This is a genomic window from Rheinheimera pacifica (assembly GCF_024809855.1).
Lineage (GTDB): Bacteria > Pseudomonadota > Gammaproteobacteria > Enterobacterales > Alteromonadaceae > Alishewanella > Alishewanella pacifica_A.
In genome coordinates, this window is the sequence record NZ_JANUEM010000008.1 from 42,432 (window position 1) to 65,383 (window position 22,952).

The 22,952-nt window shown below is 48.6% G+C and carries 20 protein-coding genes; 7 read left to right on the forward strand and 13 right to left on the reverse strand.

Features of this window, described 5'->3' with window-relative positions:
• Positions 1-16: 16 nt before the first annotated feature.
• Positions 17-904 (reverse strand): pirin family protein, encoded by an 888-nt coding sequence (locus tag M2404_RS11785; RefSeq protein WP_259239938.1) that lies wholly within the window; start codon positions 902-904, stop codon positions 17-19.
• A 217-nt stretch (positions 905-1,121) separates the two neighbouring features.
• Here M2404_RS11785 and M2404_RS11790 point away from each other — a divergent pair, with 217 nt between their 5' ends.
• Entirely contained in the window at positions 1,122-1,658 is a 537-nt protein-coding gene (locus tag M2404_RS11790; protein ID WP_259239939.1) for a porin family protein, read from the forward strand.
• A gap of 12 nt (positions 1,659-1,670) precedes the next feature.
• Here the strand turns inward: M2404_RS11790 and M2404_RS11795 are convergent, their stop codons facing one another.
• Both M2404_RS11795 and M2404_RS11800 read right to left on the reverse strand, forming a co-directional pair.
• Positions 1,671-2,138, reverse strand: a complete 468-nt coding sequence (locus tag M2404_RS11795; RefSeq protein WP_259239940.1) for a methylated-DNA--[protein]-cysteine S-methyltransferase — start codon at positions 2,136-2,138, stop codon at positions 1,671-1,673.
• A 1-nt stretch (position 2,139) separates the two neighbouring features.
• The gene (locus M2404_RS11800) at positions 2,140-3,513 is read right to left on the reverse strand and encodes a DNA-3-methyladenine glycosylase 2 family protein (RefSeq protein WP_259239941.1); all 1,374 of its coding nucleotides are present in this window, start codon (positions 3,511-3,513) and stop codon (positions 2,140-2,142) included.
• Positions 3,514-3,698: 185 nt separating this feature from the next.
• Here M2404_RS11800 and M2404_RS11805 point away from each other — a divergent pair, with 185 nt between their 5' ends.
• Positions 3,699-4,046 (forward strand): HopJ type III effector protein, encoded by a 348-nt coding sequence (locus M2404_RS11805; protein ID WP_259239942.1) that lies wholly within the window; start codon positions 3,699-3,701, stop codon positions 4,044-4,046.
• Positions 4,047-4,087: 41 nt separating this feature from the next.
• On the opposite strand, the gene M2404_RS11810 is transcribed toward M2404_RS11805, so the two are convergent.
• Positions 4,088-6,133: an alpha/beta hydrolase family protein gene (locus tag M2404_RS11810; protein WP_259239943.1), complete on the reverse strand. Its 2,046-nt coding sequence runs from the start codon at positions 6,131-6,133 to the stop codon at positions 4,088-4,090.
• A 206-nt stretch (positions 6,134-6,339) separates the two neighbouring features.
• Here M2404_RS11810 and M2404_RS11815 point away from each other — a divergent pair, with 206 nt between their 5' ends.
• Both M2404_RS11815 and M2404_RS11820 read left to right on the forward strand, forming a co-directional pair.
• Positions 6,340-7,578: a DUF819 family protein gene (locus tag M2404_RS11815; protein ID WP_259239944.1), complete on the forward strand. Its 1,239-nt coding sequence runs from the start codon at positions 6,340-6,342 to the stop codon at positions 7,576-7,578.
• Between the two features lie 41 nt (positions 7,579-7,619).
• Positions 7,620-8,705, forward strand: coding sequence for an AI-2E family transporter (locus M2404_RS11820; protein ID WP_259239946.1), 1,086 nt, complete (start codon positions 7,620-7,622; stop codon positions 8,703-8,705).
• Between the two features lie 27 nt (positions 8,706-8,732).
• On the opposite strand, the gene M2404_RS11825 is transcribed toward M2404_RS11820, so the two are convergent.
• From M2404_RS11825 to M2404_RS11840, 4 genes are all read right to left on the reverse strand, one after another.
• Entirely contained in the window at positions 8,733-9,191 is a 459-nt protein-coding gene (locus M2404_RS11825; RefSeq protein ID WP_259239947.1) for a hypothetical protein, read from the reverse strand.
• A 99-nt stretch (positions 9,192-9,290) separates the two neighbouring features.
• Positions 9,291-10,202 carry a metallophosphoesterase family protein gene (locus M2404_RS11830; protein WP_259239948.1) on the reverse strand — a complete coding sequence of 304 codons (912 nt, stop codon included), beginning with the start codon at positions 10,200-10,202 and terminating at the stop codon, positions 9,291-9,293.
• Between the two features lie 27 nt (positions 10,203-10,229).
• On the reverse strand, positions 10,230-11,258 hold the full coding sequence (locus tag M2404_RS11835) for a helix-turn-helix domain-containing protein (protein WP_259239949.1): 1,029 nt from the start codon (positions 11,256-11,258) through the stop codon (positions 10,230-10,232).
• Positions 11,258-12,154, reverse strand: a complete 897-nt coding sequence (locus M2404_RS11840; RefSeq protein WP_259239950.1) for a GGDEF domain-containing protein — start codon at positions 12,152-12,154, stop codon at positions 11,258-11,260. Before M2404_RS11840 ends, M2404_RS11835 begins: the two co-directional genes overlap by 1 nt.
• Before the next feature lie 202 nt (positions 12,155-12,356).
• Between M2404_RS11840 and M2404_RS11845 the strand changes: the two genes are divergently transcribed.
• Together M2404_RS11845 and M2404_RS11850 are read left to right on the forward strand one after the other, a co-directional pair.
• Positions 12,357-15,122 (forward strand): TonB-dependent receptor, encoded by a 2,766-nt coding sequence (locus tag M2404_RS11845; protein WP_259239951.1) that lies wholly within the window; start codon positions 12,357-12,359, stop codon positions 15,120-15,122.
• Between the two features lie 30 nt (positions 15,123-15,152).
• A complete protein-coding gene (locus tag M2404_RS11850; protein ID WP_259239952.1) occupies positions 15,153-17,069 on the forward strand; it encodes a phytase in 1,917 nt (638 codons plus the stop codon).
• Positions 17,070-17,139: 70 nt separating this feature from the next.
• Here M2404_RS11850 and M2404_RS11855 read toward each other — a convergent pair whose 3' ends face one another.
• The 5 genes from M2404_RS11855 to M2404_RS11875 all read right to left on the reverse strand — a co-directional run bounded on the left by M2404_RS11855 (position 17,140) and on the right by M2404_RS11875 (position 21,118).
• The gene (locus tag M2404_RS11855; protein WP_259239953.1) at positions 17,140-17,415 is read right to left on the reverse strand and encodes a DUF5666 domain-containing protein; all 276 of its coding nucleotides are present in this window, start codon (positions 17,413-17,415) and stop codon (positions 17,140-17,142) included.
• 81 nt (positions 17,416-17,496) lie between these two features.
• Positions 17,497-17,880, reverse strand: a complete 384-nt coding sequence (locus M2404_RS11860; protein WP_068229078.1) for a response regulator — start codon at positions 17,878-17,880, stop codon at positions 17,497-17,499.
• Positions 17,881-17,963: 83 nt separating this feature from the next.
• Positions 17,964-19,055: a HAMP domain-containing sensor histidine kinase gene (locus tag M2404_RS11865; protein WP_259239954.1), complete on the reverse strand. Its 1,092-nt coding sequence runs from the start codon at positions 19,053-19,055 to the stop codon at positions 17,964-17,966.
• On the reverse strand, positions 19,052-19,750 hold the full coding sequence (locus tag M2404_RS11870) for a response regulator transcription factor (RefSeq protein WP_259239955.1): 699 nt from the start codon (positions 19,748-19,750) through the stop codon (positions 19,052-19,054). Before M2404_RS11870 ends, M2404_RS11865 begins: the two co-directional genes overlap by 4 nt.
• A 21-nt stretch (positions 19,751-19,771) precedes the next feature.
• Positions 19,772-21,118 carry a DUF4397 domain-containing protein gene (locus tag M2404_RS11875; protein WP_259239956.1) on the reverse strand — a complete coding sequence of 449 codons (1,347 nt, stop codon included), beginning with the start codon at positions 21,116-21,118 and terminating at the stop codon, positions 19,772-19,774.
• Between the two features lie 222 nt (positions 21,119-21,340).
• Between M2404_RS11875 and M2404_RS11880 the strand changes: the two genes are divergently transcribed.
• Positions 21,341-22,894: a methyl-accepting chemotaxis protein gene (locus M2404_RS11880; RefSeq protein ID WP_259239957.1), complete on the forward strand. Its 1,554-nt coding sequence runs from the start codon at positions 21,341-21,343 to the stop codon at positions 22,892-22,894.
• Positions 22,895-22,952 lie beyond the last annotated feature (58 nt).

The window sequence follows — 22,952 nt, forward strand, 5'->3', positions numbered from 1 at the left end:
GCGTTGTTTAAACCTTTTACCGGGCCAGCTCAATGCTGCTGGCTGCTTTATTATCCGTCAGGCGGCCTTGCTGATAATCACTGATGGCCTGTTCTATCTCGGCCATAGAATTCATCACAAAAGGGCCATACTGCACTATAGGTTCACCAATAGGCGCTGCTGCCAGCACTAATAAACGGCAATCGTGTTCAGCATGCAGGGTGACAGCAGTACCATTGGTTAATACACCGGCATGGTGCTGTGGCACTTTGCGCTGTTCTTTATCATCAACCACTTGAATATCACCGGCATAGGGGTAAACAAAAGCACTGTGGGTCAGTGTCAGTTGCAGGGTTATTGTCTGCCCGGCTGTCAGGTGTAAATCATAGTATTGTGGCTCGGTGGTTAAGCCTTGTATTGGCCCGCCTTGCTGTACGTCACCGCTTTGTAAAGTGCCGGCAATCACTTTGGCTGTGCCCTGGGCTAATGTTAGCTGTGGGATCAGATCCGGGCTGATATCGACATACGCTGCCGGTTTCATTTTTTCCGCTGCCGGCAGGTTTAGCCATAGCTGAAACCCCTGCATTAAGCCTGCATCTTGCTGCGGCATTTCTGAGTGAATAATACCCCGGCCTGCGGTCATCCATTGTACGCCGCCGCTTTTAAGATGGCCCTGATTGCCCAGATGATCTTCATGCAGCATATGGCCTGCCAGCATATAGGTTACCGTTTCAAAACCGCGGTGAGGGTGGGGCGGGAACCCTTTAATATAGTCTCCGGCCTGATCTGAACCAAAAAAGTCCAGCATCAGAAATGGGTCCAGCCGGGTATGCTGGTTTTGCCCCAGGCTGCGCTTAATTTTTACCCCGGCGCCATCAGATGCCTGTATTGCAGGGATCAGGCGTTGCACTGTGCGTGTGGTCATGGTGGTTTCTCCGGCATTAAAGGTTGCTATTAAAGCTTAGTGTTAATGGAAAGAAAATTACATTATTCACGATAAAGCATTCTAATAATTAGAATGTTTGCGCCCTGCTGATAGGTTCAGCCAGCGTTAAGACGCTAAGGCTAAGCTGTGCCTTAATAAAAATAAGTCTCACGTTACAATTAAGTGTGACTCAGTGTGAGAAACCTAGGAGTATAAAATGAAAAAATCAATCGTATCTGCAAGTATCATTGCCGCTGCTTTTGCTGCCGGTGCACAGGCTAACATTAAATGGGATTATGTTGGTGCAGGTTACACTGATATCGGCCCGGACGGTCCTTATGTTGAAGCATCATACCGTCTGGACAGAAACTGGGTGCTGGACGCCGAGTTTGCCCGCGTATCGCAAGGCCCGTTTGATGCGAACATGCTGAAGGTTGGGGTAAATTACTTAACCGGCTTTAAACTGGATTTTTCACCTAATACCCAAACTTATATTCTGGCCGGTTTTCAGAATGCATCCGGTGATGCAGATGACAGCGGTGGTTATGGTGGTGTAGGTGTGCGTCACCCGTTAACACCGCAGGTAGAGTTGTACTCTGAAGCTACTTATCACTCTATTGGCGATAATTATGGCAGTTTAGCCGGTGGTATCGCTTATCACCTGAGCCCGGACTGGGCCATCCGCAGCAATGTGGCACTCAATAGCGGCGACACGAAAAATGAATTCCGTTTTGGTGTGTCTTACCAGTTCTAATCAGCATTTCTTTTAACTGAACAGCGCCTTTTGGCGCTGTTCGTGTTTTAGCAGCCAGTCTTTTTTATCCAGCCCGCCGGCATAACCGGTTAAGGTGCCATTGGCGCCTATTACACGATGGCACGGCACCACTATAGCAATAGGGTTACGGCCATTAGCTGCACCTACTGCTCTTACTGCTTTAACATTGTCGATGCCACGGGCAATATCGGCATAGCTACAGGTTTGGCCAAAAGGTATAGCACACAGCTTTTGCCATACCTGTTGCTGAAATGCAGTACCTCTGGCCTCCAGCGGCAAATTGAAATGGCTTAAGGTGCCGGCAAAATAGGCGCTGAGCTGCTGCGCGGCTAAGGCTGTCAGAGTAGAAGGTTGCTCTGCTGTCTGCTGAGTGGCAACAAAGCTGATGGCACTGATACCGCTGGCGGTTGCTAAAATCTGTACTGGCCCCAGCGGGCTGTTGATATATTGGCTAAACATATTATTCTCCGGGACTAAACCATAACTGAAAGGTTGCATAGCTGCGCCACGGTGCCAGGCTACTGGTATCAGTAGTAGCATTACCGTTGCGGGCCAGTGCTTTTTGTACACCAAGATCACCCGCCAGCCAGATATCACTGGCTGATAAACCGCGCAAACAGGCGTAGTTTACTGTCCAGGGGCCGATGCCCTTGATGCTGAGCCACTGCTGTGGTGTTGCGTCAGGCGTTGCCATAACAAAGTGCGCCAGGGCTTTTAGCGTGTCGCGCCGCGCCTGTGGTACTTTTATCATGTCCAGGCTGCTTTGTGCCACGGCCTGCGGGGTAGGGAACAACTTTTTGTCACCGGCCACCGGCTCAGCCAGTGCCTGTACTAAACGGTTAAGTTGGGTGCGGGCTCCGGCCACACTGACCTGCTGACCCAGTATAGCCCTGACACCCGCTTCCCAGCTACCCCATAAGCCGGGAATACGCAAGCCGCTGATTATGCCCCGACTAAATAAAGCATGCTGCTGCAGTTGCTGCTCTATCTGCAGCATATTGGCATCCAAATCCAGCAGGCGGCGCAGTTGCTGCACCAGGCTAAACAAGCCTTGCTTACCGGGCCAGTGCAGGCTCAGCTGTAAACTGCTGTCCGTTTTCGGCGTTACCTCAAACCAGCCTGCGCTCTGCTGGTAGCTGAACGTGCGGCCATAGCTTTGCTGATCTACCCAATCAATACCGTCCAGCGTGCGCGTCTGCCAGAATTGCAGCATAGTGTGCCAGGCCAGTGGCGGGCGGTAACTCAGTTCTAACCGTATGATGTCCTGTTCAGCGCCGTCACGCCGGCGGCGGATGGCCCCGGGGCTAAGTTGCAGTTGTTGTTTAAAAGCATCATTAAAGCGCCGCACGCTGTTAAAACCGGCCTGATAAGCAATAGCACTGACAGGCAGTGCCGTTTCATGCAGCAGTTTTTTAGCAAATAACACCTGTTGGGTAATGGCATACTGTTTTGGCGCCAGCCCCAGTTGCTGCTGAAACATTTTGCGTAAGTAACGCTCACTGATCCCAAGCCGCTCTGCCAGTTGTGTCTGGTTTTGGTGTTGTAACGCGCCTTCATCAATAAGTTTTAAGGCACGTTGTAAGGTGGTGTCTGTTCCTTGCCAGGCAGCAGAGCCTGGTGCACTGTCTGGCCGGCAACGTAAACATGGCCGGTAACCGGCGGCGCAGGCGGCGGCAGATGAAAAATAATAACTCACTTGCACCTCGGCTGGTGCTTTTGCCGGGCAAACCGGGCGGCAATAAATACCGGTACTTTTTACGGCAGTAAAAAACAGGCCATCAAAGCGGGCATCTCTTGCCAGGCGTGCCTGTTGGCAGATATCAGTGCTTAACATAACGTGGTCCGGCATACGGATAATGGCCAGAGTATATCAGGCAATGCATATGACGTTAGCCGGATCCGGTACTCAATAGTAAAGATCTGTTACTTGATTATTTGTGTAGTTGCTAAGCTTAAAGGCAACGCTTAGTATCAGCAGATTGCCGCAGGCCTGCGAGGTCACAACGAACAGGAGTTACTATGCTGGAGCATTTTTTTATTCAACTGAGTACTGAGCCCGATAGTATCAGTTTCGGGCAAAGTATTGCGCTTATTGATGCGTTATATCAGTTTACGCCGGTAGCGTTTAAAAATGGCGACTTGCATAATGCTGCCGGTGAAAACAATGGTTCGTGCAAAATCCTGGCTTTTGGCTTGCTGCACCAGTTATCGGCACCGCAAACGTTATTTTTATTTGGTGATTACTACCGCGCTGTACTGGATACCCCCAAAGGCAGCGATCATCAGAATATTCGTAATTTTATCCGTACCGGCTGGGACGGTGTGGCGTTTGAAGCGCCAGCGTTAAGCGCCAAAGCGGCTGAATAAAAAAATGCCCGGCAAGCCGGGCATCTTAAGTTATCCGGCTTTTAAGCCGCGTCTTTTTCTTTGGTGGCTGCTTTTATATTGTCAGCATGTGGCAGCTCGTGCGGTGGTAAATCTTTGTTACCCTGTTTTAAGAAATGATCCATCCAGCGCATCAGGCGCATACCGTAATCCAGCTGGGCTGCTGCTTTTTGATTGCCGTGGCCTTCGCCCGGATACAGTACTAAGCGTACCGGCACTTTACCGTGGGTTTTTAAGTAGCGGTACAACTCCATTGACTGGCTGGGGTGTACACGGGTGTCTTCTTTACCGTGCATAATCAAAATGGGTGTTTTAGCCTGTTCGGCATGGTAAATCGGGCTGCGCTCTAAGTACCATTGCCATTTTTGCCACGGGTAACTGCGGGCATGCACCAAGTGCATTTCATTGGCAATATCAGTGGTGCCAAATTTAGACAAGTTATTACTGATGCCAACAAACATCACGCTGGCAGCAAAGTGTTCGGTTTGTTTAGTGGCAGCCCATGCCGATGCATAGCCCCCGTATGAGCCCCCGGTAATACCCACTTTGGCGCTATTAACCAGCCCCTGTGCAACCAGATAATTTTTGGCATCGACTAAATCATCAAATTCTTTGCCGGCATAATCATTTTGCCCCAGCTTGGAAAAAGCTACACCCCGGCCGGTACTGCCGCGATAGTTAGGGAAAAACTGCATATAACCTTCACTGGCGGCCAGTTTCACCGGGCTGGCGTAGCGGTCGAGCCAGCCGTTAGACATATGGGCTTCCGGCCCACCATGCACCACCATGATCAGCGGATAACGCTGGCCTTGCTGATAATTTAGCGGATATACCAGAATGCCTTCCAGCTCAACACCATCGCTGGCTGTATGTCGGATAGTTTCCTGTTTTGGCATGCTAATGTCGGCCAGCCAGGGGTTAGATTGCGTTTGCCGGTTAAGCTTGTTGCCGTTCAGGCGATAAACTTCAGCAGGGTGAGCGGCAGTGTTAACAAGTAATACGCTGTGTTTGGCGCTGACTGGCTGTGCTACGCGGGTAATAATACCTGAGCCGGGTTTTACCAACTGGCTGGTTTTGCCACTGCGCACATTTACCGCGCCCAGCTCGGCTTCGGTACCAATATGACCAACATAAAGCAGTTCATTATTACTGCGCCAGGCAATGTCCTGCACGTGGCCTGCATAGTTGGGCAGCAGTTCGCTCAGGTTGGCACTTTTTACATCTGCCAGTATTAAGCGCCCTGCTGAAGGGTCGTGAATATCTTCGCTGCCAATCAGTGCCAGTTTACTGCCGTCCGGTGACAGCTCTGCTTTGTCCAGTTTACCGACAGTAGCAAAACGTTGTTGTACTTTGCCGCTAAAATCGAGCAACTGATACTGGCTGGCCATGTAGTTATCGTCAATCAATGCGGTGGGTGCTACACGCACCAGCAACTGCTGTTGTTTTGGTGCAAAAGCCACTGACAATACATTGCCGTCAACTGCCACTGTTTCGGCTTTTAACGGCCGTTGCTGCAGCTCTGCCAGCCACAGTTGGGTATTGATCAGATCTTCTTCATACACTTCGGCTTTAAAGCCCTTCTTTTTTAATTCAGCCAGGTTTTTTGCTTCAGCCGGTCTGGCCAGCAAAGCCAGATATTTGCCATCGGCACTGATATCGTAGCTGCTGATATTATTTGGCAGGCTCAGTACTTTTTGTGCTTCGCCGCCACTAACGGCTATGCGATACAGGCTGGTAAATTTGTCATCGCCTCTTTTGGCGGTGAAATACAGCTGTGAATTGTCGGGGCTGAACTTAATATTGCCCACCCGGCCATCGCCGGTGATAAAGGGGGACTCATTGCCGTTTTTATCAAGCAAAAATAATTCATGGTGGCTTGAACCATCGTTCTCATTATAGGGGTTACGCGGCCGGTTACGGATAAAGGCGGTGTAGTTGCCGTCGTTACTTACAACCAGTTGAGTGACATGTTGTATACCGACAGTTTGTTCCAACGTAATAGGTTTGGCGGCAACAGCTGTGCAGGCCAATGCCAGCAGTAGTGTGATGCTTCCGGTAAGGTTTCGCATTGTTCCTCCATGCGTTTTAGGGTGTGTTTTGCCGCATCATAACAGCATAAAATCTGCCCAAGCTCTAGTTTCTGTTGTCGGATTGCCGCAGTATTGCGGCAGAACAACGGCTACAGCTTTGTTAAGCGGTAGCGCTGTGGTATGTTTGCGCAAAAAGCGGTGTTATAAAACCGCAATTAATTACTAACTATCTTTCAGGGTATCCGATGCAAGAATCCAGCGTACTTATCACTAACGATGCAGTGGTACTTGGTTTAATGGCCGCCATTTTAGGCGCCGTGTTTTATACCAGCCATAGCGATAACCGCTTCTTTAAAGCTTTTTATAAATATGTGCCGGCGTTGTTGTTGTGTTATTTCATCCCTTCGCTATTTAACAGCTTTGGCGTGATTGACGGCGAAGGTTCGTCGCTATACAAAATGGCGTCACGCTATTTACTGCCAGCTAGCTTGGTGTTGTTAACCTTGAGCGTTGATTTTAAAGCTATTCTTGGCCTTGGCCCTAAAGCGCTGATTATGTTTTTAACCGGTACCCTGGGCATTGTTATTGGCGGGCCTATTGCACTGATGAGTGTCGGCTACTTTTTTCCGCAGGAACTGGGTGGTGATATCTGGCGTGGCATGACAACCATTGCTGGTAGCTGGATTGGCGGTGGTGCGAATCAGGCGGCCATGAAAGAAGTGTTTAACGTTGATGGCAATATTTTTTCTGTCATGATCACCGTGGATGTGCTGGTGGCGAATGTCTGGATGGCAGTATTGCTGTTTATCGCCAGCCGGGCCGAGTTTTTTGATCGCAAAAATGGTGCTGACACCCGTGGCATTATGAACCTGCGGCAGAAAATTGAGCAATATCAGGCGCAAAATGCCCGTATTCCTAATTTAAACGACATTATGCTGATTGTTGCAGTGGCGTTTGGTGTTACCGGGTTGTCCCATGCACTGGCAGATATTATTGCGCCGTGGATTGAGCAGGTGGCGCCGCAACTGGCAATGTACAGTTTAACCAGCACCTTCTTCTGGCTGGTAGTTATTGCCACGACTGTGGGGCTTTATTTGTCTACTACCCGGGTACGTAAACTGGAAGCGGTAGGTGCATCAAAGGTAGGTTCGGCATTTCTGTATATCCTGGTCGCTACCATAGGGATGCATATGGATGTTACGGCGATTTTTAGCAATAAGCTGATGTTTTTAGTTGGCATAGTCTGGATGTTAGTACACGCTGTGTTGTTGCTGATTGTTGCCCGTTTAATAAAAGCACCGATGTTTTATATGGCTGTGGGTAGCCAGGCTAATGTTGGTGGTGCGGCGTCAGCACCGGTTGTTGCGGCTGCGTTTCACCCATCTTTAGCGCCTGTTGGCGTATTACTGGCGGTGCTGGGTTATGGTCTTGGCACCTATGGCGCTTATATTTGTGGCCTGATCATGCAGCAGGTTGCGCCCTGACATAAAATAGCCGTGCAATAACCGGAAAGGGAGTTTTACCAGTGAGTAACCACGTTAAAATTGAACCGGGCCATTGGGTGTTAATTATTTTCTTATTACTGGCGCTGTATGCCAGTTATCTGTTGATAGCTCCCTTTATTGGCCCGGTAGTGCTGGCATTTGTCCTGTCGTTACTGTGTTTTCCGGTGCATCAGAGAATTGTGCGCAAATTTCCTGATAAACCTAATCTGGCATCAACCATTACCTGCTCTTTGCTGGTGGTGGTGATCCTGGTACCGGCTGCTGTAGTGCTAATGGCGATAGTTCAGCAAAGTATTACCTTTGCAAAGCAAAGTTACCAGTGGGTTGAAAAGGGCGGCGCTGAACAGTTGCTGCAGCAGCCATTTATTACAGATAGCATTGAAAGAATAAACGACTTTTTGCCCGTAGGTGACTTCACTATCAGAGACATTATTGACCGGCTGACCGAGTTTGCTTCAGGCTTTAGTAAAGAGCTGCTTGATTTAAGTACTAAAGTAGTGGGAGACGTAACGGGAATAATTGTCAGCTTTTTTCTGATGTTGTTTGTGCTGTTTTTTCTGCTGCGCGACCATAAAAAAATTCTTGAAAGCTTGTTCTGGATATTGCCGCTGGCCCGCTCACAGGAGGAAAAATTACTTACCGAAGCCAATACCGTTGCACGCTCTGCTGTTATGGGAACCTTTTTGACTGCTCTGGCACAGGGCGCTGTGGGTGGTATTGGCATGGCAATTGTTGGTATGCCGGGGTTGTTCTGGGGAACCATAATGGTATTTGCGTCGTTGATCCCGTTGGTCGGCGCGGCGTTAATCTGGGCACCTGCCAGTTTATATTTATTACTTACGGGTGATTGGCCCTGGGCATTATTTTTAACCTTGTGGGGCGCCATAGTTGTTGGCTCTATTGACAACTTTTTACGGCCTATTCTGATGCAGGGTACGTCCAATATGAGCACTCTGGTGCTTTTCCTGTCACTTATTGGTGGTTTGCAGTTATTTGGCGTTATCGGTTTGATCTACGGCCCGATTATATTTGCCCTGACCCATGTACTGATTAAGCTTTACACCATCGAGTTTAAAGACTTTCTGGAAAAGCAGGATAAAAGCTAAGCGGGGTGAAAGCCCGCTTAATTACGCCTAATGCCGGTAGATAATTTTTACCGGCTGGTTGTCTAAAAACACTTCTATTGCTGCCTGCGTGGCAGCATCCAGCACACCGACACTGTTATCCATAATAATGGCAAAACGGCCAAAGCCTTGCTCAAAGGAGTACTGCAGCTGATTTAAATTGCATAGCTCGCCACAGCACGGCAATGCCTGCTGCTGCATGGCAAAGCTGTTGTTTTCAGCATTGTAGTCTGCGTCCATCATGCTATGCCATTGCTCCACGCTAAGCTCTGCATAACAGGCCGGGCAATGAATATGTTCAAAATTGCCGCCGCAGTCGTAATAACGCACTTCGTCTGTGCAGGTAACCTCTATATGTTCTGCCGCCGGAAACAGCCCGGCGATAAACTGCTGAGTGGCGGCAGCCATGCCCGAAGGCGGTATCCATAGCGGGTTCTGCGGCAAAATAATAATTTGATGTTCGCTCATCTTCGTTCCTGCAAGGGATCAGTAAACGGCAGCTTTATTAAAGCGGTGTAACATAGCTGCAAACTATCTTGCAAGCAAGTAAGCATTGCTTAGCGGCTGCTATGGCAACCGGGGTAAGTTAAAGCTATAGCTATGCTGCGCCAGTGGCATGGTATTGCCGGCTTGGTAGGTATCTACCTGCATTATGCTGTTGTTGCTCAGGCTAAATACGCGAAACATGGCGGTATGCTGTGTTTCATCCGGAATTTTTGTGCGCTCCAGTGCGGGGATATGCAGGTAGTGTACCGTGCCCAGTTGTTTTGAATGTTCAACGCGGTTCATATCCATATGTAAATCGCCGGAGATCACCGCTGCCAGGTTAGGTTGGGCAATCACCCCGGCAAAGCCCGGGTGCTCAATGCCTTTATCAGCATTTTCCGGGTATACGCCGGTTTGAGCGCCGTGCACGATTAACAGCACTGGCTTTGGTTGCAGCTGTTTTAGCTGGTTTAGCATCCAACTGATGCCGTCATCGTTAAAGTCGCGGCCGTGATCGGGCGAGGCAAATACCAGCGCCACCGTGCCAAACTCCAGTACGTAACTGGGAGTATCCAGGGTAATTTTTCCGGCGTTCCAGCTGTTAGCATACTGCATAAAGCGTTCAACAGTGCTGCCGTGCTCCTCATTGCCCATAATCGGGTAAAACGGTAACGTTAGCTGTTGCAGCACCGGTGTGGCATTGTCGTACTGTATTAAAGTGCCCTTGTGGGCGATATCACCAACACCGACAACAAAGTCCAGTTTGGTTTGTGTTGCCAGCCGGTTTATATCGGTTACTGCCGCGGCCAGATTCGGAAATTCTGGCTCAGGCTTAGGTTCGGCATCGCCCAGTACAGCAAAGCGCAACACTATATTTTCTGTTGCCGATGTTGTAGCTGGCGCCAGGCCGGCTTTTGCTGTGCCTGCCGGTGAACAGGCGTTAAGTAAACAAGTTAGTAATAACACCAGGCTGATAGCATTAAACAGTTTCATTAAAAATCCTTGGTCGTAATGTTGTGGTTAGTTGAAATTAAACATGCCTTTAAAGCTGCTGGGAATTAAGCCTGTCCAGCGTTTAAAGGCACGGCGAAAGTTATGCTCGTCAGAGTAACCCAGCTTTAGTGCCAACTGACGGTTAGAATAATGGCCTTGTTGCAATAGTTGCCGGGCTGCATCACGGCGTACTTCGTCCAGCAGGGTGGCAAAGTTGGTATTATGCTGGTTAAGCTGGCGTTTTAAGCTGCTACTGCTTAGCCCAAGCTCAGCGGCAACCTGATCCTGATTCAGCAGTTGTGGCAGAGCTCTGTGCTGCAACCGGCAAATACTCTCCGGCAAAGCCCGTTGTTTGCTCAGCACATGGTTAAGCTGGCGGCAGGTGCGGCGGGCAGCGTTAAATTTTAGTGTGTTTGCATCAGTAAAAACTTGTTGCCACAAAGCAAGCGGAATGCTGATACAGTCAAGGCTGCGATTAAAACTGACATCCACCCCCCAATGCAGTTGGTGTTGTAACTGATGTGAGGCTGCTTGCTGCAACTGCAGGCTGATGCCTGCTACCGTGCCCAACTGCTGTTTTACTAAACCCAGCAGCAGCGAGATAACGGCTGTCAGCATAAAAGCCTGCTGACTGGCCAAACCCAGCGCCGGTTTAAATTCAATGATGATGCAATGCTGTTGTTGGGAAAGTCGTGCATAGAAGCAAGGAAACAGCTGATGGCGAAAGTAGTACAATTGCGCCAGCGCCTGATGCAGGTTTTGTGCATACTGCAGGCTTTGGCACAGTGAAATATAGTGGTTGTTCAGTAAGGCATTGCCCAGCAGATAGGGCAATTCCGGGCTGTTAAGCTGCTGCTGACAGTTTTGCAGCAGTTTCAGCCAGTCGTTATGGTGTAGCCTGCCGTGCGGTTTGTGTAAGTCTTGTTCAAAAATACTGGTGCCGCTTAACAGCTTATGCAACTGGGCACCACGCCGCTGTGCCAGCGCCAGCAGCTCAGTGCTGCCATGTTGCAACAGCAGGATTTTGTCCTGATAGCCGAAGAGACGGATACTCATCAGATCGGTTGCAATTTATGCGTGGCGGTTTTTTTTGCCAGCGCCATAGCCTGATCGGCTGCATGTAAAGCACTTTGAGCATTGTCTTGCTGAACGGCCATTTCTACCAATGTTAGCTGTGGCCTGCTGCTCTCAACCGACAGTTGCGATAGCTGCTGGCGTAAATGCTGCGCCATAATGTTTGTCTGCGCCAGGGCAGTGTTAGGTAATAGCGCAATAAAACGGTCTCCGGCATAGCGGCATACTACATCGCTGTGGCGTAGTTGGTTGCTGAGTAATTCGCTTAACTGGCCAAGGTAGGCATCGCCGTTGGCTATACCATACTGGCGGTTAAACTCAGCGAAATTATCAATATCCAGTACCAGTAAACCTAAGGCTTTGTGCTGGCTTTGATGCAGCTCTATTTCGCGTTGTAATACCGCTTGCAGATACTCAATGCCGTATAGCTGGGTTAGTGGGTCTATAAGCTGATGGTCACGCAAAAACAATTCACGGCCGCGTAACTGGCGGTTAATAGCACGCTGTTCACGGTGCCAGCCAATCAGGCCATAAGTCAGTACCAGCATGCCAACCGGTGCAGGCAAAGATTCCAGCCAGCTCATCAGCCGGATATGCTCCGGGTAGCGGATAAACTCGTCCAACAGATCAAGAAAGTATGAATACACCAGTAGCAGGCTGCCATAGTACAGCCATTCGGTTATCCGACCTGCCGGGCGGCTGCTGATAATCAGCCCCAGCCAGCCACAGGCTACCAGCAAAGTTGTGCCCTCACCGAGAATGTCCAGCCAGTCAAATTCATTGCTGTGTTTGGCACTGCCAATATCAATAGCCAGCAGCAGACCACTTAACAGCAATAGCAGGCTGAATAGCATTTTGTAACGGTGTTGTCGCCACATGATCAGTTTATCCGCACAAATAAATATAATTTTCTGCCGCCTGTATGACAGTTGAATGACAGGCTTTAGCACTTCAGACACTGCGTTGCACCGTTAAGACCCGGGTCATATTGGCTCAGTGTGTATTGTTAACAAACGGTGTTTTGTCACACAGCAAGGGCACACTGCATGCAGTTATTAGCCGAAAAATTAAGAGCAACCGATGAAGCTGACGTATCATAAAAATAACCCCCGTTCTGTGCTGGCTTGTGCTGTAAGCCTGGCTTTTGCCGCTTTATCTGCCCCCGTATTGGCTGATGCCGATGTGCTGGGCCGTATTACTGATAACCGTAGTAACCTGCTAACAGGTGCTGAAGTGAGTATTCCGGAGTTAAAGCTACGCCGCACTACGGCTGCCGATGGTCGTTTTCACTTTAATCAGTTACCTGCCGGTACTTACACTTTGTTGGTGAATTATCTCGGTGCTATACCGGAAACCCGGGTGTTGGTTGTCGCAGATACCGGGTTGCGCCTCGGCGATATTAAACTGTTGTCTGCCAGTGAAACGCTGGAACATATTGAAGTGGTAGGGCAATCCGGTGCGGTGAGTAAAGCGCTTAACCGCCAGCGTAATGCCGGCGGCATCGTTACCGTAGCCAGTACCGACGAGATGGGCCAGTTTCCTGACAGTAATGTCAGTGAGGCACTGCAACGTTTAGCTGGCTTATCGGTAGAGCGCGATCAGGGTGAAGGCCGCTTTGTCCGGGTACGCGGTTTAGCGCCGGACTATAACGCAGTAACCTACAATGGTACCCAGTTAGCAGCACCAGAAGCTGGCCGTCGTGCCGTAGCGTTGGATGTGATCCCATCAGACTTGCTTGAATCGGTAGAAGTAAACAAAACCCTGACACCAGATATGCCAGCAGGCTCACTAGGCGGTACAGTGGAAATTAAAAGCTTATCGGCCTTTGACCGCAGCAACGATTTTTACTCTTTTACCGCAGAAGCTGGCTACAACCAGCAGCAAAGTAAAACCAGCCCTAAAGTATCTGGCGTGTTTAGTAAAATACTGGATGCCGCAGGCGAAACAGACAGTTTGGGTATTGCCATTGCAGCCAGTTACGCCGAACGTAAATTTGGCTCACAGAACGTTGAAACCGGTGGCAGCTGGGATTTTGACGACGGGCTGGAAGAGTTTGAACTACGCAATTACTTAATTAGCCGCGAGCGTATTGGCCTGGCACTGAACCTGGATTACCGGCCGGGTAACAACAACGAATATTACCTGCGTAGTCTGTACAGCCGTTTCAGTGACACTGAAGAGCGCCAGAGTATGGCAATAGAATTGGCCGATCCGCAGTTTGCCGGTAGCCTCGGTGAAGCAGCACTGATCCGCTCTTTAAAGCAGCGTGAAGAAACACAGAGTATCAGTGCCATAGTATTGGGAACCAAACAAACGTCCGGCAATTGGGAGTGGCAGTTAGAAGCCGGCGCTAGCAAGGCTGATGAAGATACACCATTTAGTATCAGCGGGGCTGATTTTGAGCAGGAGTTTGCTGATGGTGTTGGTTTCACCGGGAGTAATATCCTGCGTTTAACGGCGCCGGCTACAGCATTTCTTGCCGACGGTTACGAGCTGAAAGAAGTAGAAATGGGTGATACTTACGCCAAAGAAACCGAACGTAATATTAAGTTTGATTTAAGCCGTGAAATTATTCTGCGCCACGGCAGCTTGTTGCTAAAAAGCGGTGTTAAATTCAGCCAGCGCGAAAAAAGCGCAGCAGAAGATATCTGGCTGTTTGAAGACTTCGGCGATCTGGGCATTAGTGCCTTAAGCCTGAGCGACTATGCTGCTGCCAATGTAGATTATGGTTTGGGTAATATGGGCCCGGCAATTAACAGTGGCAATATTTATCAGTTGGTTAGTGGCTTAAACCGCGACGACTTTATTGACGATGTTGAGTCGCAAGTTAATGATTATCAGGTAGATGAAGATATCAGTGCGGCTTATTTTATGACGCAGTGGGAGCGGGATAACTGGCAGTTAATTACCGGGGTGCGTTACGAGCATGAAAAACGCGATGCGCACGGCACCCGCTATGACGATATAAATGAAGAGTTTAGCGTTAACCAGCAACGCAGTAGCAAAGGTTACTGGCTGCCTGCAGTAGTGGGGCGGTATAACCTGTCAGAGCAAAGCATAGTGCGGGCGGCTTTTAGCACTGGCCTGGTACGGCCTAACTTTCAGCAACTGGCACCGGCTTTTATACTGGAGGAGGATGATGACGAATTAGAGGCAGCCTTTGGTAACCCGGATCTAAAAGCGCTGAAGTCAAATAACCTGGATCTGGGTATTGAGCATTACGCTGACAAACTTGGCGTACTTTCTGCCATGCTGTTTTATAAGCAGATTGATAATTTTATCTATGAGGCCGATTTAGCTGGCCGTGGTGAGTATGCCAACTTTGCCAAAGCAGAAACCTACGTTAACGGCGGCAAGGCTGATTTATACGGTCTGGAACTGAACGCTGTTCATAAAGTATCAGGTTTTGGTAACGCTCTGGATAACCTGCTGATATCCGCTAACCTGACCTTAACGGATTCTACCGCTGATATTGAATGGTTTGACGATGGCACTTTGTTTCGCCGCGAAGTGGCGTTACCCAGCCAGTCAGACAAAACCGCTAACCTGAGCCTGGGCTATGAAACCGATACAATAAGCCTGCGCCTTGCAGCCAACTATAAGTCGAAGTATCTGGCCGAAGTGGGCGATGTTACTGATGCGGCTTACGACGTGTATTCAGATGATCATCTGCAACTGGATTTCACCGGCAAGTGGACTATCCGGCGTGGTATGCAGCTGTACTTTAATGTGATCAATCTCAGTGACGAGCCTTACTATGCTTACACCGGGCGCAAGCCTTATAACTTCCAGTATGAGCAATACGGCCGCACCTTTGTACTGGGTGTGCAAATTACTAACTGGTAAGCAGCTAAAAGAATCAGGCAGGTAAAAATAATGTTGTCGAATAAAAAAATGTTTCAACTCAGTGTGTTAAGTCTTGCGCTGGCGGGCTTGTTAAGCGCCTGCCAGGCAGATAAGCCAGGTTCACCAATGTCGGGGCCACAACCCCTGGCTGTCAATGCCAGCCATTACCATAATACGCAGCTGGCAGGCGCTGAGTATCAGGTGTTTACTAACGCAACAGGGTTACAGGTGCAGCAGGGCGATACCGTGCTTGGTCAGCATAGTGGCCGTTTCAGCCGCCTGACTCAACTGCCGCTAATGCAGGACAGCACTTTACTGGCTGCAATGGATACAGACAGCAATACTTTGTATCTCTGGCGTTTTGCCCCGGCCGGGCAAACACCACTGCAGCTGGTGCACCGGCAGTTGATCAGCAGCCGGGTGGTAGAAGACTTATGCTTTTACCAAAGCAGCGAAAACCAGCAGCTCAGCTTGTTTTTACTGGGCGGCCGTGGAGGTGCGGATCAGCTGCTACTACAGCAGCAACAACAGTGGCTGACACAACCGCTGGTAATACGCGAACTGAATGTGCCTTATGACAGCACTGCCTGTGCGGTAGACCACACCTCAGGTGCACTGTATATCGCAGAAGCAGATCGTGCCATCTGGCGTTATCAGGCGGAACCCGAAGCCGACGAAGGCCGCAGTTTAGTGCAGGTGAATAAGCCTTTTGGTCAGTTGCAGGGTGAAGTGAAAGCATTGCAGGTATTGACGGATGGCAGCCTGCTGGCCCTGGAAGAAGAACCCGCCCGGCTGTTACATATAAAAAGTGATGGCCGGATAGCTCAGGCTGTCAATATTCCGGCGTTGGCTGAGGCCAGCGGTTTAGCGCTAAGTACGCAGAACAACAGAGAGACAGCTTATATCAGCAGTGAGGCGGCAGACGCAGTGCAGCAGTTATCGCTGACACTGCCTGTTACGGCTGCCCGCCCGCCGAAAACGGCAGTGGTGCAGTTGCAACCAACCTTACAAACCGAAGCCGCTTTGGCACGCGGTGATGTAATGGACGATCCTGCAGTGTGGCATAATCCGACGCGACCTGAGCTTAGCCTGCTCCTTGCTACCGACAAAAGGGCCGGGTTGGATGTATACAATATGCAAGGCAAACGTGTGCAACAGCATAGCGTGGGGCGGTTGAATAATGTTGATGTGCGTTATGGCCTGCAATGGCAAAGTGCAGCGCACGATATTGCTGCCGCCAGTTTGCGCGATGATAACAGCCTGCAACTGTTTGCTATTGATGGCACCGGCACTTTGCATAATGCCGGTAAAGTCGGCACTACCCTGACAGAGATTTATGGCCTGTGTATGTATCACAGTGCACAAAGTGGTAAGCACTATGTGTTTGTTAATGATAAATCCGGCCTAATTGAACAGTATCGCATTGACACTGATGGTATAGGTTGGCAGGGCACTTTAGTGCGCTCATTGCATGTGCCGTCGCAGCCGGAAGGGTGTGTGGCTGATGATAAACGCGGCGTGTTATTCGTTGGCGAAGAAGATGAAGCTATCTGGCGTTTTGCCGCCGAAGCAGATGCGGCGACAACGGGGGAAGCAATCATCCGTGTTGATGGCCAGCACCTGGTGGCAGATATTGAAGGTATTGCGCTGGCAGAGCATAACGGTAGCAGTTATTTGCTGGTATCAAGCCAGGGTAATGACAGTTATCTGGTGTTTGATGCAACGGCCCCATATGCTGAACGCTTACATTTTCGCATCAGCACCAACCCTCAATTGGGTATAGATGGTGTCTCTGAAACTGATGGTCTGGAGGTTACTACCCGTTCACTGGGGCCCGGTTTTGAACAGGGCGCATTGATAGTACAGGATGGCCGTAACCGCATGCCAGAACAGGGACAAAACTTGAAACTGGTACCATGGCCGCAGATTTTACAGCATCTGCAGTAGCCATTAATCAATATTCGTAATAAAAAAGGCTGCGCCAAAAATGGTGCAGCCTTTTTTGAAGCAGAACGGTTTATTTCTCCAGTTCTATTTCTGTAGCAATGTGGCGTTTATCCCGGTATTCAAAATCCACCTCAACGTTTTGCCCGACTTTTAAATCAGCAAAGGTTTTCAGGCCGTCATCATAATCGGTTGTTGTTTCGGTAAAAAAGGTTATACCCTGTACTACAAAAGACTGGGCTTCAGCATTGATAGCTTCAATTTTACCTTCTATATCATCTGCTTGTGCTGAAATTGAAACTGTTGCTACGGTAGTGGCAAGTAATAAGGTTTTCAGGTTTAGTTTCATTTTGTTGCTCCTGTTTTATGGGGTAACAGTAACTAAACTATGTATTACAGCACATGAATTTTTGCTGAACACTACCGCTGTTTAATTTAATTTGGCCGACAGGCAGCGCTCAACAATATTTTTTATCTTTTGTGGTGAAAAGGGTTTGGCGATAAAGCCACTGGCACCGGAAGCGATGCTGTTACGCACGTTATCTACTGAGTTGTGGGCTGTAACCATTACTACGTGGGTTTTGTCGGCCTGAGTTTTAATTTGTTGCAATAACTGCTGGCCGTTAATGTCAGGCAGTTCAATATCAAGAAATACCAAATCATGTTGTTGCTCAGCAAAAGCAGACAGCCCACGTTTGCCGTTGGCTGCTTCCTGCACATTACTGATCCCCAGATGAAGCAGTGTTTGGCGCAGGTACTCCCGCACGGTGTAGGCGTCATCAATAATAAGTACCGAGCATTGCTGTTGTGTCATAGCGATCCTTGCCTTTAGCTGTTTGCCAATCTGATACAGTATGGCTGACCTTTAACTGAATTGGGAAAATTTTTTCAATATAATCACTCTAACTGAATTGCAGATGAACTGATTGGAAATTTAATGCATACCACAAAGCCGCTAATGCGTTGTTGTTGCCACAGGTTGTATGCATTGATGCTGCCACCACAACTATCAATAGCTCTTTTGGCAATGCTCAGGCCCAGGCCTACACCGCTAAAACTGCTATTAGCACGGAAAAACGGGGTAAACAATTTATCCTGCAAAGCTTCAGGCACACCAGGCCCCTGATCGGCGATTTCAAGTTGTACTGAATGGTGCTTCTGGCATAAACGTAGCGTTATTTCTGAATAGGCCGGGCTGAATTTTATGGCATTGCGCAGCACATTTTCTATAGCGCGGCACAGTAAGTCTGGATCAGCTGTGATTAACGGCACTTCTGCCAGGTGCAGAAAAATGGTTTTATGCAGTGCTTGCGCTTCTAACTGGGCATCATCGACCAGTACTTTTAATAAGTCTGCTAAATCAACCTGGGTGAGCTGTGGCGCAGCGCCGCCGCTGTCCAGCCGGGAGAAGGTCAGAATTTCATCTACCAGTTCATTTAGCTTCTCGGTTTCTTGTTCAATACGGCTAATAGCCAGCATTGCATCGGCCGGGCTCTGCGCTGCGAGGCCAGTAAGAATTTGCATGCGTGCCAGCGGCGAGCGCAGTTCGTGCGATACGTCGTGTAATAAGCGTTGTTGGGAAGCAATAGCGTTGCTGGCCTGTGTGGCCATATGGTTAAAATTACGGCTTAGGCTGCCGAATTCGTCACGTCTTGATATCAGTCTCTGATCGAGCCGGGTTTGCCAGCGATTGCCAGCTAAATCTGCCAGAGCTTGTTTTAACTGGCGGATTGGCGACACAATATAACGTGCCAGCAGCAAGCTGAAGATAGCGCTGCTGATGAGCAGTAAGGTTAAGTGAAATATTGGGTGACGATGTAATGGCGGCTCTGACCGCGTCATTGGTTGCTGTAAAACACCAGGTGGTGGTCGCATACCCGGACGCCAGTCTTCGTCGTTTTGCCAGATAAAAGTAAGCCTTACCAGCGAGATGGTTAGCAGCAAGGTTAGCCAAAACAGTAAAAACACACGCCAGAATAGCTTAGTCATAAGCCCTCATTGATAGTGTGTTGGGTATTAAACTGATAGCCTTTACCACGTACAGCGGTGATCCACTGCATAGCTTGTGGGTGAGGCCCTAATTTTTGCCGGATATGGCTAATATGTACATCAATGCTGCGATCATAAGCGCCAAGAGTACGCCCCAGTGCCTGTTGTGATATTTCAGCTTTAGATAAAATAGTACCGGAGCAGCTAACCAACAGGTACAGGATATTAAATTCGGTTCCGGTTAGAGTAATTTCCCGCTTGCGGCACAATACCTGACGGCTGGCAGGTTGGACCGACAAATCACCATTTGTCAGTGTGTGGTGCTGTAACTGCTGCCTGCTACGGCGCAAAATTGCTTTAATACGGGCGCTCAGTTCCCGCGGTAAACAAGGTTTTGCCAAATAGTCATCTGCACCCAGTTCCAGCCCCAGCACTTTGTCTAACCCTTCACCGCGCGCAGTCAGCATAATGACCGGTGTATGGCTAAACTGGCGCAACTGCTTTAGCACTGATATGCCATCCAGTTGTGGCATCATTACATCAAGAATAATTAAGTCAAACTGTTGTTGCTGGCAGCGGCGTAATCCGGTTGTTCCGTCATTAACAACAGTAAGATGAAAACCATCTTTTTGCAGATACTCTGCCAGTAAGGTGGTTAGTGCTACATCATCATCAATTAGTAATAACCGGATCACAGCTACCTCAGGTATGGAAAATTAACGTAGTAAACTTAGTTTATAGCCACTGTTCCGGGTGTTATCGGGTTCGGCAACCAGCAAGTAATTACTGCCGGCAACAAACTGCAGCACTTCAGACTCTGCCAACAGTGTTTTGTTCTTATTGCTGTCGGTGTAAGTTAAATAAATTGTGTATTCGCCGTCAGGTACATTAATCTCTTTTTGTGCACCACTGTTCAGTGATGTAATATAATACTCTGCTGTATCAATGGTTGCGTTTGGCGGTACGAAATAAACCCCTAACGCACTGTACGAAGTAATAGTATTTACCACGTTGATATCAAAATCATAAATCTGTGGTGCATTACTTTCTTCTACCACTATGGCGGCGGTATTGGCGCTGGCGTTTTGATACAGTACTACAGCTTTACTCTGGCCCTGGTTTAATGTCATTAAGGCACTGTTTAAATAGAATACCCCTTGCTCATCAGTTGCTGATAACCGGTAGTCTTTTGCGGCTAATTCAACATAGTCTGACATGCTATCAACGGCTAATGAGGTAAAGGCGACACTGTCATTCAAATAAATGTCGCTGTTGCCGATGCTGTCAATACTGTTATACAAGCGGAATTGTGCCTGGGCGGTCAAATCTGTCAGGTTGCCGACGGTTGTGGTGTTATTGATTACGTCTACCGCTATATTACCGGCTAATGGGCCTGAGGCAATACGGGGTACCAGAACATACTCAGTGAGATACTGAAAATTGTATTTGGATGACTGGAACAAGATGTCACGGCTGCCAGCGGCCGTAATATAAATAATATAGTTACCACTATCAAATTCCAGAGCAGAGCTGATTTGGCTGTAGTTTAGTGTTGCCATCAGAGTTGCATCGTCAAAAGTAGCATCTGACTTACTTAAATAAATATCGTAGGCACTGTCATCCGGTAATAAACTAACAACATATAGCTTAAACGTATCTGTCAGGCTGTCATCGCGCAAAAACTCCAGCTTTAGCAGTTCAGGGCTGTTGTAATCTCCGGTTAGCAGTAGCAGGTGTTTGTAGCTTTGGCGCAGGCTCATACTGGTTTCCAGTATGCTAATATCATCACCATCACTGTTAAGGCGGCTTAGTTTAATATCGTAAGTTGCGGGCGTATAAGTTACTAATGATGTTGCGTCGGTATAAGTGGCAGAACCTGCTAACACGCTGCTGTCATCACTATTGGTCAGTATTAATCTGGTTGATGTACTGTTGGCAGAACCATTGTATAGCTGGATATAACTGCTGGTATAAGTGGCTGATGTGTCACCTGAACTGCTGCCACCGCAACCGGTTAATACAGCAGTGCCCAACAGTAGGGAGGTTAATAAAAAAATACGCATAACGCCTCATAAAATTAAGTTTTTAACAGCGCTAAGAAGGCTTTTAATGTATTCAGTTCATAGTTTTACCCAGCTTTACCTTGCTTAACCTATCTTAACGTTGTGTTTTTGAGTGTTAATAAGCGTTTTAAGGGTTTATTAGTTAACCTTCATTGCCTTATTGTAAAGTATTGCTATTTTTAGGACTCGGATTCTCTGATCTTAAGTAAGGAATACACTGTTATGCGCCGTAACATGCCGGTTACAAATACCGAAAGAACGTTCCCGCCAAACCAGAAATTGATATCCAATACAGATCTTCATGGCAATATCCGACATTGTAACGACGCGTTTATCGCTATCAGTGGTTTTAGCAAAGATGAATTAATTGGCCAGCCACACAATATAGTACGCCATCCGGATATGCCGCCGCTGGCGTACAAAATAATGTGGGAACATTTAAAAGCCGGTAAGCCCTGGATGGGGCTGGTGAAAAACCGCAGTAAAAATGGCGACTATTACTGGGTTGATGCTTATGTTACTCCGGTAACAGAAAACGGCCGGGTTATAGGCTATGAGTCCGTGCGTTCCTGTCCTTCCCGCACAGATATTAAACGGGCAGAAAAGCTTTATACTGCCATTAACAACGGCAAGTTCCAAGCCCGGAATTTTCATCTTGGCGTAGCAAATATGCTTTTGGTAGTTGTGTTGGCAATAGCCGCTGCTTTGTATTTTACCGGTTTCACCGGTTGGTCTCAGCTACTGATCCTGCTAACGCTTCTGGGCTATGCGGTTTGGGCCAATCACAGCAAAAAAAGTGCGCTGGATAGCGTTAAAACGCTGCTGGCGAATTCATTCCGGCATGAACTGGCGGTAAAAACCTTTACTGATGATGAGCCCGGTGTAGGCGAGCTTAAAGTGGCGGTTATGAGCTCTAAAGCGCATTTAGGTGCGGTACTAAGCCGGATGGAAGATGCGGCTAAAAGCGTGTCTGAACAATCGGATCTTGGCCTGGAGTTGGCGCAATCTTCGATGAAGCTAATTAAACGCCAGCAGCAGGAAACCGAGCAGGCGGCTACCGCCATGCACGAAATGACAACTACCATCGCTGAAGTATCAAAGCATGTACAGGAAACGGCGGAGCGTGCTGAGCAATCAAACGAGTTGGCCGGGCGCAGCCGGCAAACGGCAGCAGTTACCCGCAAAGCTATTGAAGAGCTGCGCCAGACAGTGAATGAAATTAGCAGCTCAGTAACGGAAGTATCAGAGCAAACCAAGAAAATTGCTACCGTAGCGCAGATGATAGAACAAATTGCTGAGCAAACTAATTTACTGGCATTAAATGCGGCTATTGAAGCGGCGCGTGCCGGCGATCAGGGGCGTGGCTTTGCTGTTGTAGCCGATGAGGTGCGCAACCTAGCACGGCGCACGCAGGAGTCTACTAAAGAAATCCACCAGATTATCAGTGATTTAACTACCAGAGCTGATACTGCAGTACGGGTAGCCCAAAATGGCACCAGCGGTGCAGAAGCCGGGCTGATCCGGGTAAAAGAAACGGAAGAAATGCTATATGGTATTTCAGACGCCGTGGGCAGTATTGCCAATATGGCTATTCAGATGGCGGCTGCGGTAGAACAGCAGGCAAATGTTGCTGATGAAGTTAATCAACAGGTAGTCAATATTTCCGGCCTGGCCAATAACACCTTGAGTGAGGCCGGTAATTCAGCCGACAGCATTAAACAATTGCAACAGGTATCTAATGAACTGCATGAGTTGGTAGTACGCTTTGCCAGATAGCGCAAACCACGCCCGTCCGGTTATACCGGGCGGCTGTGGTTTTATTGTCAGTTAAACT

Coding starts and splice junctions, on each gene's coding strand:
- M2404_RS11785 (WP_259239938.1), bottom strand. CDS start 904: ATGACCACACGCACAGTGCAACGCCTGATCCCTGCAATACAGGCATCT.
- M2404_RS11790 (WP_259239939.1), top strand. CDS start 1,122: ATGAAAAAATCAATCGTATCTGCAAGTATCATTGCCGCTGCTTTTGCT.
- M2404_RS11795 (WP_259239940.1), bottom strand. CDS start 2,138: ATGTTTAGCCAATATATCAACAGCCCGCTGGGGCCAGTACAGATTTTA.
- M2404_RS11800 (WP_259239941.1), bottom strand. CDS start 3,513: ATGTTAAGCACTGATATCTGCCAACAGGCACGCCTGGCAAGAGATGCC.
- M2404_RS11805 (WP_259239942.1), top strand. CDS start 3,699: ATGCTGGAGCATTTTTTTATTCAACTGAGTACTGAGCCCGATAGTATC.
- M2404_RS11810 (WP_259239943.1), bottom strand. CDS start 6,133: ATGCGAAACCTTACCGGAAGCATCACACTACTGCTGGCATTGGCCTGC.
- M2404_RS11815 (WP_259239944.1), top strand. CDS start 6,340: ATGCAAGAATCCAGCGTACTTATCACTAACGATGCAGTGGTACTTGGT.
- M2404_RS11825 (WP_259239947.1), bottom strand. CDS start 9,191: ATGAGCGAACATCAAATTATTATTTTGCCGCAGAACCCGCTATGGATA.
- M2404_RS11830 (WP_259239948.1), bottom strand. CDS start 10,202: ATGAAACTGTTTAATGCTATCAGCCTGGTGTTATTACTAACTTGTTTA.
- M2404_RS11835 (WP_259239949.1), bottom strand. CDS start 11,258: ATGAGTATCCGTCTCTTCGGCTATCAGGACAAAATCCTGCTGTTGCAA.
- M2404_RS11840 (WP_259239950.1), bottom strand. CDS start 12,154: ATGTGGCGACAACACCGTTACAAAATGCTATTCAGCCTGCTATTGCTG.
- M2404_RS11845 (WP_259239951.1), top strand. CDS start 12,357: ATGAAGCTGACGTATCATAAAAATAACCCCCGTTCTGTGCTGGCTTGT.
- M2404_RS11850 (WP_259239952.1), top strand. CDS start 15,153: ATGTTGTCGAATAAAAAAATGTTTCAACTCAGTGTGTTAAGTCTTGCG.
- M2404_RS11855 (WP_259239953.1), bottom strand. CDS start 17,415: ATGAAACTAAACCTGAAAACCTTATTACTTGCCACTACCGTAGCAACA.
- M2404_RS11860 (WP_068229078.1), bottom strand. CDS start 17,880: ATGACACAACAGCAATGCTCGGTACTTATTATTGATGACGCCTACACC.
- M2404_RS11865 (WP_259239954.1), bottom strand. CDS start 19,055: ATGACTAAGCTATTCTGGCGTGTGTTTTTACTGTTTTGGCTAACCTTG.
- M2404_RS11875 (WP_259239956.1), bottom strand. CDS start 21,118: ATGCGTATTTTTTTATTAACCTCCCTACTGTTGGGCACTGCTGTATTA.
- M2404_RS11880 (WP_259239957.1), top strand. CDS start 21,341: ATGCGCCGTAACATGCCGGTTACAAATACCGAAAGAACGTTCCCGCCA.